Source organism: Geminicoccus sp. (assembly GCF_035556675.1).
GTDB lineage: Bacteria > Pseudomonadota > Alphaproteobacteria > Geminicoccales > Geminicoccaceae > Geminicoccus.
Window position 1 is genome coordinate 1 of the sequence record NZ_DATMFZ010000285.1, and the last position, 12,443, is coordinate 12,443.

The following is a 12,443-nucleotide window of genomic DNA, read 5'->3' on the forward strand; positions in this document are numbered from 1 at the left end:
GCCCGTCCAGCACCGCGGCGATCCCGTCCGGCCCGTCATAGGGTACCGGCGTCAGGTCGTTCTTGCGGAACACGAACTTCTCGTGCTCGGTGCCGATCCGCCAGGCCTCGGCCGGCTTCTCGCCCGACGCGATCCACTCGACCAGCTGGTGCCTGCCACCGATGGGCGCCCCCTGGCCACTGGGCGGTGCCGACATGCGTAGGTTCCTTTTCCTAGATCCGTCTGAGTCCGCCCTACTGGGCCGACCCCTTGGCCAGTCCCGGCCCGCTCACCCGGTCGATCTCGGCGCACACGGCCTGGACCTCCTGGGCGGCCGTGCCGCGCGGCTCGTGCTCGATCACGCCCAGCCCGCGCGCCATCGCCGCGACATAGCTTTGCCGGTTGCCCAGCTGTGCGTCGAGCGGCACCACACCCAGCTCGGCGAGCGCCGTACCCGCCTCCTCGATCGAACGGCTGCGCGGCGGCACCCGGTTCATCAGGAATCGGATCGGCCGGCCCTCGCTCCGCGCGATCTCCAGCGTCGGCCGGCTCGCCCATACGTCCAGCGGGCTCGGCTGGCAGGGTACCAGCACCAGCGAAGCGGCGCGGATCGCCGCCTTCAGGTCGGTGTCGGCATGGGGCGGGGTGTCCACCACGACGATTGCGAAATCGCGCACCAGCCGGCTGAGCTCCACGGCCAGCCGCCAGCCGCCGGTCTTGGCCAGCACCAGCCGGTCCGCGCCATCGCGGCGGCGCTGGCGCTCCTCGAACCAGCGGCTGAGGCTGCCCTGCGGGTCGACGTCGATCACGCAGACATCCAGCCCGGTCGCCTGCATCGCGGTCGCGAGCTGCACCGCGACCGTGGTCTTGCCGGCCCCGCCCTTGCTCTGCGCGACAGTGACGATCCTGGACGCCATGCTCCGGCCCTCCGTCGGCCTCAGTAGCCGCGTGCCCGGTCTACCAGATGCAGCAACGGCTGGCCGGCCCGAAAGCGCCGGATATTGTCCGCGACCACCGCGGCCCCGACCTCGGGATGGCTGTAGCTGGCGGCATGCGGCGTCACGTCGATCGCCTCGTGCCGCCAGAACGGGTGACCCTCCGGCAGCGGCTCCTGGGTGAACACGTCCAGCGTGGCGCCGGTGAGCTTGCCGCTCTCCAGGGCCGCCAGCAGGTCGGCCTCGACCAGATGGGCGCCACGACCCACATGGATCAGCCGGGCGCCGTCCGGCAGCAGCGCGAACAGGTCGCGGTTCAGGATGCCGGTGGTCTCAGGAGTGAGCGGCAGCAGGCAGACCAGGATGTCGGTCTCCGCCAGGAACGGCGCCAGCCCGTCTTCCCCGCTGAAGCAGGCGATGCCCGGCAGGTCCTTTTGCGTGCGCGACCAGCCGCGCAGGCTGAAGCCGTGCCCCCCCAGCACGCGGGCGGCGTCGCTGCCAAGCACGCCCAGGCCGAGGATGCCGACCCTGGTGGTGGCAGGCGGGCCCGGCAGGCGCAGCTGCCAGCGCTGGTGCCGCTGGTCCTGGGCATAGCGGTCCTGGTAGCGATGGTATTTGAGGACGTGCAGGAGCACGTACTCGCTCATCGTGGCGGTCAGCGAGGAATCGACCAGCCGGCAGAGAGGCACCTGGGCCGGCAGGGTCGGGTCGCGCAGCATGGCGTCGACGCCGGCCCCCAGCGAGAAGATCGCGCGCAAGTTCGGCAGGGAGGCCAGCAGGCCCTCGGGCGGCAGCCAGACCAGGGCCATGTCGATCTCGGCCGGGTCGCCCATCTCGGGATGGACGCGCATCTCCAGGCCCGGCACGTGCCCGGTCAGCTCCGCCCGCCAGAGCTCCGGATCATCCACATGGCTCACGAACAGCAACGCCAATCTTCGCTTCCCCCAAGAAAGGCTGCCCCAAGAGGATCCCATGATCCCTGCGGCGCGGCATGCATGGCCTTCGCGCGTTCTTGACCCTCAATATCGCGTTCTTGCAAGCACCTCCTGCCGGTACGGTGCCGAGCATGCTGCCGCTTTCATTTCCGCTGGCATGAGGCTTAAGCTCGACTTCAAGCAGCAGGGGAACGCCAACCGATGAGCCAACCGGTCCTGGCACTCGAGCAGGTGTCGATCGCCTATCGCACGCGCCAGGGCGAGAGCCTGGCGGTGGAGGATGTGAGCCTCACCGTCCATGCCGGCGAGAGCGTGGGGCTGGTGGGCGAGAGCGGCTCGGGCAAGTCGACCGTGGCGTTCGCGGTGATGCGCTATCTGCCCAAGAACGGACGGCTGGCCGGCGGGCGCATCCTGTTCGAGGGCAAGGACCTCTATGCGCTGAGCAATGCCGAGATCCGCAGCCTGCGCGGCGGCCGGATGGCGATGGTCTACCAGGAGCCGATGAGCAGCCTGAACCCGGTGATCCCGCTGGAAAAGCAGCTCATGGAGGTGGCCCGGCTCCATCTGGGCATGGACGAGCAGGCGGCACGGGCTAAGGCGATCGAGGCGTTCCGCACCGTGCGTCTTCCTGAGCCCGAGACGATCGGCAGGCGCTACCCGCACCAGATCTCGGGCGGCCAGCAGCAGCGCGTGGTGATCGCCATGGCGCTGATGGGCAATCCCTCGCTGCTGATCCTGGACGAGCCCACCACGGCACTCGACGTGCGGGTGCAGGCCGGCATCCTCGAGCTTCTGGCCGAGCTGCGCCAGCGCCTGGGTCTCGCCATGCTGTTCATCAGCCACGACCTCGGCACGGTCGCTACGGTCTGCGACCGGGTGGGCGTGATGCTGCGCGGCCGGCTGGTCGAGACCGGGCCGTGTGCCGACGTGTTCACCCGGCCGCGGCACGAATACACTCGCCGCCTGATCGGCAGCATCCCGAAGCTGAGCGACCCCATCACCGAGCGGCCGGCCCCGGACGGGCCGCCGGCGGTCGAGGTCAGCGACCTGTCCAAGACCTATGTCCAGGGTGGCGGCCTGGCGCTGGCATCCGGCGGCGGCACCAAGGTGCAGGCCCTTTCCGACGTCAGCTTCGCCGCCAGCCGTGGGCGCACGCTGGCGATCGTCGGCGAGAGCGGCTCGGGCAAGTCGACGTTTGCCAAGATCATGCTCGGCATCGAGACGACCCCGGACGGCACGGTGGCGCTGGACGACGGCTATGTCCTGAGCACGGCCAGCGTGACCGCCAGGCCCAAGGAGGTGCTGGCCCGGTTGCAGATGGTGTTCCAGAACCCGGACGCCACCCTCAATCCCAGCCATACGGTGGGCTATGCCATCGGCCGGCCGCTCAAGCTGCTGCGCAAGGCCAGGGGCGACATCAAGGGGGAGGTGCGCCGGCTGCTGGCAGCCGTCCGCCTCACCCCCGAATTCGCCGACCGCTATCCCTACCAGCTCTCCGGCGGACAGAAGCAGCGCATCGCGATCGCCCGGGCGATCGCCAGCGAGCCGGACATCGTGATCGCCGATGAGCCCACCGCGTCGCTCGACGTCTCGGTGCAGGCCCGCGTCGTCCAGCTCCTGCGCGACATCCAGAAGGACCGCGAGCTGACGCTGGTGTTCATCAGCCACGACTTGGCCCTGGTGCGCAGCTTCGCCGACGACGTGGCGGTGATCTACCAGGGCAAGGTGGTGGACTACGGCCCGGTGTCGAAGGTGTTCACCCCGCCGCACCACCCCTACACGGCGGAACTGATCGGCGCGGTGCCCCAGGTGCCGGTGGCGGCCTGACGGTACCGCCCGCGCTGGATTGCCGCGCGGGCGCTTCCTGCGGCGGCTGCCGGGTCCGCAAGCCGAAGCCATGGGTGAAGGCGACGCCGATGAGGCAGATCGCGAACCCGGTCATGCTCATGAGGGTGAGCGGCTCGCCGAACATGGCCCAGGCCCAGATCATCGTCACCGGTGGCGTCAGGTAGATCAGGCTGCCGACCCTGGTAGCGGTCGTCCTGCGCAGGCACAGCCAGTAGAGGCCGTACCCGCCTATGGTAGAAAGGACGATGAACCAGGCCACGGCAGCGGCAAAGCCCAGGTCGAGGTCGGGCAGGATCCCGCCATCCCATAGGGCCAGGGGCGCGAACAGGATCGCGGTCGCCAGGCTCTGGATGGCGAGCGACGGCAGCAGCGGCGTGGAGTCCGGCACCCTCTTCGCGAGCAGGGTCGCAGCGACCAGGCTCGCCGTCGAGAGGGCCGACAGCCCATAGGCCCAGAGCGGAGCATGACCCAGCGCCCCGCTCACCGCGAGCAGAACGCCACCCAGCCCCAGGGCGAGACCCAGCCATTGCCGCCGGTCGACCTGCTCATGCAGCAAGGGCCCGGCCAGCGCGGCCGTGGCCAGAGGCTGGAGTGCCGAGATCAGCGCAGCCGTTCCGGCCGGCACGCCGAGTTCGATCGCCTTGATGCCCGGCGCCAGGAAGCCGAACATGGCGAAGATGCCGAGCAGGGTCTGCAGCAGCAGCGATCGGACGGTCAGGCCCTGCCGCGCCGCGCGCCAGAGCAGTGGAGCCAACAGCAGCGCCACGATCACGAACCGCCAGAACAGGACGAGAAAGACCGAGGACGCATCGGCCGCCAGCCGGGCGCCCACGAACCCGGAGCTCCAGGCGACGATGAGCCCCGCCTCCAGCAGGACGAGCGGCGCCACCGGCATGCTCACGGCGCACCCGGCTGCGCGAGCAGGATCGCGGCGGCCTGGCGGGCGCCTGCCACTGCCGCCTCGTCCCCGAGCGTGAACGCCGCGGCCACCGCCCCTTCCAGGAGCAGGAAGATGACGGGCGCCAGCTCCCGCGCCTGCTCGGCCCGCCGCCCGCCTTGCCGAAGACGCTGCTCGACCAGCGCCAGGTAGCGCCGCTTGTGGTCCAGGGCCGCCTGCCGGATCCGCTCGTCCTGGGGATGGTCCGCTGCCGCACGCAGGAACAGGCAGCCGTTTCCGCCGCGGCCCTGGCTCCAGCTGCCCAGCGCATCGAACAGCTGCAGCACGCAGTCCGCACCTTCGCCCGGGTGGGCGCTCTCCTCCAGATAGGCCAGGAACTCGGCGTGGCGATGTTCCAGCGCCGCCACGATGACCTGCGTCCGGTCCCCGAAATGGCGATAAAGGGTACCGAGCGCGACATCGGCTTCATCCACCAGCCGATCGATGCCCACAGCCGCGAACCCTTCCCGATAGAAGACCCGGTTGGCCGCCTGGGCGATGTCACGTCGCTTGTTGCTCATGCCCCCAAGATAGAACGATCGTTCTATTTGTGAAGGGTAGGGTCGGATGAGGATCGCTGCCGGCAGGCCGATGACCGGTTAGGAATATCGGTCCATTGATGCTATCCTGTGACGTCTGCCCGAGCTGCAGGATCCTGCCGTGTCCCGACCGTCATGCCGTACCGTGTTCTGCACAAACGAACCCGAGAAACGCCGGCATATCAACCGGTTGCAAGTTTCCGACCCGCAGGACCCGGCGGAGATGAACGGTACGGCACCCGCAGCAACCGGCCGCCTCATCCGGCACGGCAAATCTGCACGAACGAACCCGAGGACCATCGTCCCCGGGTCCGCCCGACCGGCTCAGACCGCGATCCTGCCGCCGCCCTGCCGGGTGATCACCACCACGGACGGCCGCACCGGCATGTTCGGGTCGAAGTCCGGCCAGCGCGTCGAGAGGTCCTCGTAATGGGACAGTCGGCCAAAGCCCTCCCAGTCCTCGCCGCCGTCGCCCGGATGCTGGACCGCCACGAACATGGTCTGGTCGTCCGGCGTGAACAGCGGGCCGCACATCTCCGCGCCCACCGGCACCCGGAAGAACAGCTTGGAGGTGGCCCGCGCCTCCCCTTCCGTGTCGACCGCCCAGACCCCGTCGGTGCGGCCGGTGGCCTTGGGCGAGTTGCCGTCGGTGGTGACCCAGAGCCGCCCGGCCGAATCGACCGCGCAGTTGTCGGGCATCCCGAACCAGCCGTTCTCGGTGGTCGCGGTCGAGAAGGACGCGCCGACCTCGGCCACGCTCGGGTCACCGCACTTCAGCAGCACCTCCCAGCGCCCCTCGGTCGCGGCGAAATCGCCCTCCGCTTCCAAGATCTCGATGATGTGGCCGAACGCGTTGGCCGCACGCGGGTTGGCCCCGTCGACCTGCTCCTCGCCACGCTTGGTGTTGTTGGTGAGCATGACATAGACCTTGCCGGTCCGCCCATCCGGCTCGACGTCCTCCGGCCGGTCCATCTTGGTGGCACCCAGGAGGTCGGCGGCACGCCGGGTCTCGATCACCACGTCGGCCTGGTCGGCAAAGCCGTTCTCGGCGGTGAGCGGCCCCTGCCCGTGCACCAGCGGCAGCCAGGTCATGCTGCCGTCCGCGTCGAAGCGCGCCACGTAGAGCGTGCCCTCGTCCAGCAGGTCCATGTTGGCCGCCCGGTCGTCCGGGTCGAACCTGCCGGCGGTGACGAACTTGTACACATAGTCGAACCGCTCGTCGTCGCCGAGATAGAACACCACCCGGCCGTCCTTCGCGACGATCGATTCGGCCCCCTCGTGCTTGGTCCGGCCGAGTGCGGTCCGCTTCTTCGGCGTGGACTGCGGGTCGAACGGGTCGACCTCGACGATCCAGCCGAACCGGTTCGGCTCGTTCGGCTCCTTCGCCAGGTCGAAGCGGTCGTGGAATCTGAACCACTCATAGGTGGTATCCGGCACGCCCATGCGCGCGTAGTTCGCCGTCTCGGGGTGCCCCTTCGGCAGCTTGCCGCCGAAATAGCCGTGGAAGTTCTCCTCGGCCATGACGTAGGTGCCCCAGGGGGTCACGCCGCCGGCACAGTTGTTGATCGTGCCCAGCACGTTGCGCCCGTCCGGGTCGGCGCTGGTCTTCAGCCGGTCATGTCCGGCCGCCGGTCCGCTGACCAGCATCGGCGTGGTCGCGGTGATCCGCCGGTTGTAGCTCCCGTCGCGGACCACCTGCCACCGGCCCTCGACCTTGCGGATCTCGACGATCGTGCCGCCATGGGCGGCCATCTCGATGTCGACCCGCCGCTGGTCGGCCGGCGCCACCTGGATCTCGCCATCGACGATCTCGACGATGCCCGGGAACATCAGGTGCTCGTTGGTATATTCGTGGTTGACCACGAGCAGCCCGTGCGCCGACGGATCCTCGGCACCCGGCATCGGCACGTAGCCGACATAGTCGTTGTTGTAGCCGAACTGCCGGGCCTGCGCCTCGGGCGACTGGTTCTCCGGATCAAAGGGCGGCGAATCCGGGAAGAGCGGGTCGCCCCAGCGCAGCAGCACGTCGGCATGGTAGCCCGCCGCCACGTGATGCCGCTCGTCCACGCCCGCGGCGATCTCCTCGAAGCTGAACGCGGAAACGGAAGCGGCCTTGGCCTCTCCGGCCGCCATCAGGGCCGCCGGGCCCACGGTTGCCGAGATCGCCGAGACGGCAAGCGAGCCCTTCAGCATGGCCCGCCGGGAGAAGCGGCTGGCGATGATCTCGCCCATGGTGGGGTTGGCGGTCGGGTTGTGTCCCTCGCCCATCGCATCCTCGAGCTGCGAAGTGCGGAACTTGCGTGCGTCGTCGTGCGTCTCGGCCATGTCGATCCCGTCGCCATCGGTTGCCCGGTTCCCTGGAACCAGTCGAGAGCGGCACTAATCCGCATCGGCGGCGGTGGCGTGACGGTCATGTGGCAGGACGGTGCGCCCGTTAAGCGGGCATTAACCGGCAGTCTGCATGCTGTGGCTCAGGCCCGCAGGATCGCGGGTGCTGGAGTGCCCCGATGTTCCACTGGCTCGTCGCCCTGTTGCTCTCGGTTCTTGCCGGCGGCACCCCCGCCGCAGCCCCGGCCCCGGAACTGTCGGACCTGCCCTGTTCCGGCTACACGCAGATCCAGGGTGAGCTGGCCAGCACCTATGCCGAGGCGCCGGTCTCGATGGGGCTGCAGTCGAACGGCCACCTGCTCCAATTGTTCGCCTCGTCCGGCAACGACACCTGGACGATGGTGAGCCTGGCTCCGGACGGCCAGGCCTGCGTGGTCGCCGCCGGCTCCGACTGGCAGAGCCTGAAGCCGAAACGGCCGGCCCCGGCCGTGCCCGAGGAAGGTGCCTGATCGCTCAGACCGTGGCGAGGTCCACCCAGGCCGCCGATGCATCCGAGCGGTAGGCCGCCTCGACCAGGGCAAACGTCTTCTCGTTGTCCCGCGCCGAGGTCGCGGCCTCCTGCCCGCTCTGCACCGCCTGGACGAAATGGGCCTGGGTGTTGAGCACGCTTTCCTGGACCATGGCCCAGACCGGGTCGCCCCAGTCGGGCGGCACCGGTGCGATCGAGGAGCACTCCGTGCCGGCCGCGGTGCGGACCTGGAGCGCATAGTCGTGCCCGACCTCCAGATGCCCCAGCGTGCCGTCGATCCGGATCAGGGTCTGCGGGAACGGGTCGGGATCGATGCGAGTGTGGTACGAGCCCAGCACCTCGCAGATCGTGCCGTTCTCGTGCTCCAGCAGGCAGACCGCCCCGTCCTCCCCGGCGATCCCCTGGCGCACCCGCTGGGTCCTGGCCAGGATCCGGGCGACGTCGCCGAACAGGAAGCGGGCGAGGTCGAACAGGTGGATCACCAGGTCGAGCAGGACCAGCCGCTCGACCTTGGCCAGATAGGGCTGGCCCTTGAACACGTCGAAGCCGCACCGCCAGGACAGGCGTGCCGCGAGCGGCGTGCCGATCCGGCCCTCGTCCAGGCAGCGCCGGACGGCCATCATCGGCCCCTGGAAGCGGAAGTTCTCGTGGATCATCAAGGGAATGCCGACCGCCTCGGCCGTTGTCACGATCCGGCGCACCGCGGCGAGGTCGGGGGCGAACGGTTTCTGGCAGATCGTGGCGACACCCGCCTCGGCGCAGATCCCGACCAGTGCCTCGTGGCTCTCCATCGTGGTCACCACGTCCACCAGGTCCGGGCGCAGTTCGGCCAGCATGGCGGCGAGGTCGGTGTGGACGGCCGGGCGGCTGCCGCCCAGCTCCGCGATGAGATCGGCGAACCCTTGGGCGCGGCCAGGGTCCAGGTCGCACACGCCCACCAGATCCACGTCCGGCAGATGATGCCAGGCCAGCAGGTGGTTGCGGGCGAAGAACCCGCAGCCGACCATCGCCACCCGGAGCCTGTCTCCTGTCTGCTTTGCCATCGTTGCCGACCTCCCTGCCGCCTGCTGCCTCCGGCAGGGGTGCGGCCCCCTGTCCCGACCTGGGCGGTTCTGCTAGACGCTGCAATAGGAGGCACGGCAACGCGGCGCCAGCGGGCGTGTGCCGCAACCGGCCCGCCTTGAGTGAAGTTCTGGCGTCACAGGACGCCTCGGGAGGCCAGCTGGATGATCGAACGCCGCATGTTCCTGCTCGCGGCCACGGGAGCGCTGCTCCTTCCGGATTCGGGCCGGGCGGACGTCGTGTTCGAAAACGCCACGTTCCGGGTCATGCGCAAGGGCGAGGACATCGGCCGGCACGAGATCCGCTTCGAGCCGGAGGGCGATCTGGTCAAGGTCACCACGGCGATCGACATCAAGGTCAAGCTGGCCTTCATCACCGTCGCGTCGTTCAAGCAGGACGCGGTCGAGCACTGGCGGGGCGGCACGCTGGTCGAGGGCCGCTCGCGGATCGTCGATGACGGCGACATCTTCGACGTGAGCTTCGCGGCGAAGGACGAGCAGCTCGTGGTGCAGGGATCCAAGGGCCGGGTGCGCGTGCCGCTCGGCACGATGACCGACATCGCCTTCTGGAACCAGGAGATCGTCCACCAGACCGCCCTGCTCGACAGCAAGACCACCGAGCTGATCAAGACCAGCACGACGCCCGGCGTGCCGGAAACGGTCGACCTGGGCGACGGCCGGGAAGTGGCGGCGACCCGCTACGAGATGAGCGGCACGCAGGGCCGCTCCGGCACCATCTGGTACGACGAGAGCGGCCGGTTCGTGCGCACCAGCTTCGTCACCCGCGGCGAGCGGCTGGACTACTACCCGATCGACTGAGGCCCGGCCGCGCTGGCCACCAGCACCTCCGCCTGGCCGTGGAAGTGCCAGCTGTCGCGGCAGCGCGTGGGCGCCACCAGACGCAGGTCCGGACAGCGCCGGAACAGGGTCGTCAGCGCCACCTGGAGCTCCAGCCGCGCCAGCGCCGCCCCCAGGCAGGCATGGATGCCCGCCCCGAACGCCAGGTGGCGCCGGTCCGCCCGTCCGGGATCGAACCGATCGGGATCGGCGAACCGGCGGGGATCGCGGCCGGCCGCCCCCAGGAGCAGGCCGATCCGTTCCCCCGGCTGCAGCTTCAGGCCGGCCAGCTCGACCTCGGCCAGCGCATGGCGGCAGAACAGATGGAGCGGCGGGACGAAGCGCAGCACTTCCTCGACCGTCGCGGCAGCGGCCTCGGGCGTGGCGAAGCGGGCCGCGGGATCGCCTGGCTGCGCCAGCAGCACGGCAACGGCGTTGCCCAGCGCGTGGACGGTGGCCTCGTGGCCCGCGTTCAGCAGCAGGATGCAGGTCGAGACCAGCTCGTCCTCGCTCAAGCCCCCTTCTGCCGGGTCCTGGCCGGCCAGCTGGCTGATCAGGTCGTCCCCTGGCCGGCAGCACCGCTCCCGGATCAGCACCTTCAGCCAGGCCACGAAGGCTTGTGTGGCCGCGACCGCTGCGTCCTCGTCGGCCCGGCTGCGCCCCGGCCGGTACATCGCCACCATCCGGTGCGACCAGTCCAGCAGGTCCGGCGCCATCGCCGCCGGCACGCCCAGGAGCAGGCAGATCGTCTCGACCGGGATCGGGGTGCAATAGGCCGGCAGCAGGTCGAACGCTCGCCCCACCGGAAGGCGTCGACCAGCCGGTCGGCCAGTGCCTGCACCTCGTCCCGCAGCGCCTCGATGCGCCTGGGCACGAAGGCGCGGCTCACCTGGCCGCGCAGCCGGGTATGTAGAGGCGGCTCCCGCTCCAGCATCGAGCAGGCCTCGACCGCGTAGAACGGGGCCAGGCGGGGCGAAATCTCGGGCGGCGCCTGCCCGGCGCAGGCGGCGGCCTGCCACACGTCGCGGCCAAAGCGCCGATCGCGCATGACCGCATCCACCTCCGCCAGCCCGGCCACGCACCAGTGGCCGAGCTCCTCCCAGAAGAACACCGGGCAGTGCGCATGCATCGCCCGGTAGGTCGGGTAGGGGTCCAGGAAGAAGCCCGGGTCACACGGGTCGAGCCGGACCCACCGGCTGGCGGGATCTAGGCTGAGCGGCCCTTCCCTCACTAATGCACTGGCCTTCACCTGCCGCCGGACACGTTGAAGGTCGTGGCGCTGACATAGCTGGCCTGGTCGGACAGGAGCCAGACCACCGCCTCGGCCACCTCGTCGGCCGTGCCTGCCCGGCCCATCGGCACGGTCGGGCCGAACCGCTCCAGCCGGTTCTCGATCCCGGTGTCGTTCTGCATCTCGGTGTCGATCAGGCCCGGCCTGATCCCGCAGACCCGGATGCCGTCGGCGCCCACGTCCTTGCCCAGCCCCTCGGTGAGCGCATCGACGCCGAGCTTGGCGATGCCGTAGGGCGCAAAGCCGCCCGCCCCGCAGAACACCGCCGCCATCGACGAGATGTTGACGATCACCCCGCCCTGGCCGCCGCGCGAGCGGCCCATCCGCCGCACCGCCTCCCGTGCCGTCCAGATCGCCCCCAGCAGGTCGACATCGATCACCCGGCGGATCACGTCGACCGGCATGTCGGCGAGTGGGCCCACCTTGTTGACGATCCCGGCATTGGCCACCACGCCGATGACCTTGCCCAGCGCCGCCTCGGCCTCGTCGAACATCCGCACGACCGCCGCCTGGTCGGCGACGTCGCCGGCAATCGTGACTGCACGGCGCCCGGCGGCACGCACCGCCTGGGCCACCTCCTCCGCCGGCCCCGGCTTGGCGGCATAGTTGATCGCGACGTCCCAGCCATCGCGCGCCGCCAGCCGGCAGATCGCCGCCCCGATGCCGCGCCCGCCGCCGGTGACCAGCAGCACCTTGTCCGTCATTCGACCGTCTCCACCAGGCTGGACGCAGCGGCCTTGGCCAGCGCGTCGTTCAGGATCGCCACCCGCCCCGGCAGCGCGTCCGGCAGGGCGATGCCGGCCGGGTCCAGGATCTGGCCGGCACGGCTGAGCCGCAGCACACCGTCCTCCGCCTCCAGGGTCGCCGCGGCACCTTCCAGCTTCCAGCGCACCGGCAGATCCACCGGCCGCGGCCCGACGAGATGGACCATCGCCGCCCGGTCGTCCTGGTATCCGGCCAAGACCACCGTCGCCCGCAGTCCCTCCAGCGCCCTTACCGCGACGCCCACGTTCCGGCAGGTCCCCAGCCACGGCTCGAAACGGGCCAGCCAGCCCGCCGCCTGCAGCAGCGGGTCCGGCCCCGCCGCCTCGTCGACCTCGGCATAGACCGTACGGCCGAGCTGTTCCGGGATTGTCTGCATGCGCGCCTCACCTGCCCCGGCATCTTTGTCCTTGGCGCAACCGATGGACGGCACCGGCCAGTTCGGTCAAGCATGCTCGGCAA

12 protein-coding genes and 1 pseudogene are annotated in these 12,443 nt (G+C 70.1%); 3 read left to right on the top strand and 10 right to left on the bottom strand.

The genetic code is table 11. The features are described from left to right. From VNS22_RS19730 to VNS22_RS19740, 3 genes and pseudogenes are all read right to left on the bottom strand, one after another. Positions 1-196 (bottom strand): annotated as a pseudogene (locus VNS22_RS19730) (glutamate--cysteine ligase); the annotation flags it as partial. Positions 197-233: 37 nt separating this feature from the next. Next, a complete protein-coding gene (gene parA, locus VNS22_RS19735) occupies positions 234-896 on the bottom strand; it encodes a ParA family partition ATPase (RefSeq protein ID WP_325735455.1) in 663 nt (220 codons plus the stop codon). A 20-nt stretch (positions 897-916) separates the two neighbouring features. Next, positions 917-1,846 (bottom strand): glyoxylate/hydroxypyruvate reductase A, encoded by a 930-nt coding sequence (locus VNS22_RS19740; RefSeq protein ID WP_325735457.1) that lies wholly within the window; start codon positions 1,844-1,846, stop codon positions 917-919. Positions 1,847-2,050: 204 nt separating this feature from the next. Here VNS22_RS19740 and VNS22_RS19745 point away from each other — a divergent pair, with 204 nt between their 5' ends. Beyond that, positions 2,051-3,676, top strand: coding sequence for an ABC transporter ATP-binding protein (locus VNS22_RS19745; RefSeq protein WP_325735459.1), 1,626 nt, complete (start codon positions 2,051-2,053; stop codon positions 3,674-3,676). On the opposite strand, the gene VNS22_RS19750 is transcribed toward VNS22_RS19745, so the two are convergent. The 3 genes from VNS22_RS19750 to VNS22_RS19760 all read right to left on the bottom strand — a co-directional run bounded on the left by VNS22_RS19750 (position 3,606) and on the right by VNS22_RS19760 (position 7,498). Then, positions 3,606-4,592 (bottom strand): DMT family transporter, encoded by a 987-nt coding sequence (locus tag VNS22_RS19750; RefSeq protein WP_325735477.1) that lies wholly within the window; start codon positions 4,590-4,592, stop codon positions 3,606-3,608. The two genes, VNS22_RS19745 and VNS22_RS19750, sit on opposite strands and share 71 nt — an antisense overlap. Before the next feature lie 2 nt (positions 4,593-4,594). After that, a complete protein-coding gene (locus tag VNS22_RS19755; protein ID WP_325735461.1) occupies positions 4,595-5,155 on the bottom strand; it encodes a TetR/AcrR family transcriptional regulator in 561 nt (186 codons plus the stop codon). A gap of 342 nt (positions 5,156-5,497) precedes the next feature. Then, positions 5,498-7,498, bottom strand: a complete 2,001-nt coding sequence (locus VNS22_RS19760) for a PhoX family phosphatase (protein WP_325735463.1) — start codon at positions 7,496-7,498, stop codon at positions 5,498-5,500. A gap of 182 nt (positions 7,499-7,680) precedes the next feature. On the opposite strand from VNS22_RS19760, the gene VNS22_RS19765 reads away from it, so the two are divergent. Further along, complete coding sequence (locus tag VNS22_RS19765; protein WP_325735465.1) at positions 7,681-8,010, top strand: hypothetical protein; 330 nt, start codon at positions 7,681-7,683, stop codon at positions 8,008-8,010. Positions 8,011-8,014: 4 nt separating this feature from the next. On the opposite strand, the gene VNS22_RS19770 is transcribed toward VNS22_RS19765, so the two are convergent. Beyond that, the gene (locus VNS22_RS19770; protein WP_325735467.1) at positions 8,015-9,073 is read right to left on the bottom strand and encodes a Gfo/Idh/MocA family oxidoreductase; all 1,059 of its coding nucleotides are present in this window, start codon (positions 9,071-9,073) and stop codon (positions 8,015-8,017) included. 183 nt (positions 9,074-9,256) lie between these two features. Here VNS22_RS19770 and VNS22_RS19775 point away from each other — a divergent pair, with 183 nt between their 5' ends. Next, positions 9,257-9,910, top strand: a complete 654-nt coding sequence (locus tag VNS22_RS19775) for a DUF6134 family protein (RefSeq protein WP_325735469.1) — start codon at positions 9,257-9,259, stop codon at positions 9,908-9,910. On the opposite strand, the gene VNS22_RS19780 is transcribed toward VNS22_RS19775, so the two are convergent. The 3 genes from VNS22_RS19780 to VNS22_RS19790 form a co-directional block, all read right to left on the bottom strand. Continuing rightward, positions 9,895-10,731 carry a cytochrome P450 gene (locus VNS22_RS19780; RefSeq protein WP_325735471.1) on the bottom strand — a complete coding sequence of 279 codons (837 nt, stop codon included), beginning with the start codon at positions 10,729-10,731 and terminating at the stop codon, positions 9,895-9,897. The two genes, VNS22_RS19775 and VNS22_RS19780, sit on opposite strands and share 16 nt — an antisense overlap. Before the next feature lie 442 nt (positions 10,732-11,173). Then, entirely contained in the window at positions 11,174-11,923 is a 750-nt protein-coding gene (locus VNS22_RS19785; RefSeq protein WP_325735473.1) for an SDR family oxidoreductase, read from the bottom strand. Then, on the bottom strand, positions 11,920-12,360 hold the full coding sequence (locus VNS22_RS19790; protein WP_325735475.1) for a hypothetical protein: 441 nt from the start codon (positions 12,358-12,360) through the stop codon (positions 11,920-11,922). Before VNS22_RS19790 ends, VNS22_RS19785 begins: the two co-directional genes overlap by 4 nt. Between the last annotated feature and the right edge of the window lie 83 nt (positions 12,361-12,443).

Coding starts and splice junctions, on each gene's coding strand:
- VNS22_RS19765 (WP_325735465.1), top strand. CDS start 7,681: ATGTTCCACTGGCTCGTCGCCCTGTTGCTCTCGGTTCTTGCCGGCGGC.
- parA (WP_325735455.1), bottom strand. CDS start 896: ATGGCGTCCAGGATCGTCACTGTCGCGCAGAGCAAGGGCGGGGCCGGC.
- VNS22_RS19770 (WP_325735467.1), bottom strand. CDS start 9,073: ATGGCAAAGCAGACAGGAGACAGGCTCCGGGTGGCGATGGTCGGCTGC.
- VNS22_RS19785 (WP_325735473.1), bottom strand. CDS start 11,923: ATGACGGACAAGGTGCTGCTGGTCACCGGCGGCGGGCGCGGCATCGGG.
- VNS22_RS19775 (WP_325735469.1), top strand. CDS start 9,257: ATGATCGAACGCCGCATGTTCCTGCTCGCGGCCACGGGAGCGCTGCTC.
- VNS22_RS19760 (WP_325735463.1), bottom strand. CDS start 7,498: ATGGCCGAGACGCACGACGACGCACGCAAGTTCCGCACTTCGCAGCTC.
- VNS22_RS19755 (WP_325735461.1), bottom strand. CDS start 5,155: ATGAGCAACAAGCGACGTGACATCGCCCAGGCGGCCAACCGGGTCTTC.
- VNS22_RS19790 (WP_325735475.1), bottom strand. CDS start 12,360: ATGCAGACAATCCCGGAACAGCTCGGCCGTACGGTCTATGCCGAGGTC.
- VNS22_RS19750 (WP_325735477.1), bottom strand. CDS start 4,592: ATGCCGGTGGCGCCGCTCGTCCTGCTGGAGGCGGGGCTCATCGTCGCC.
- VNS22_RS19745 (WP_325735459.1), top strand. CDS start 2,051: ATGAGCCAACCGGTCCTGGCACTCGAGCAGGTGTCGATCGCCTATCGC.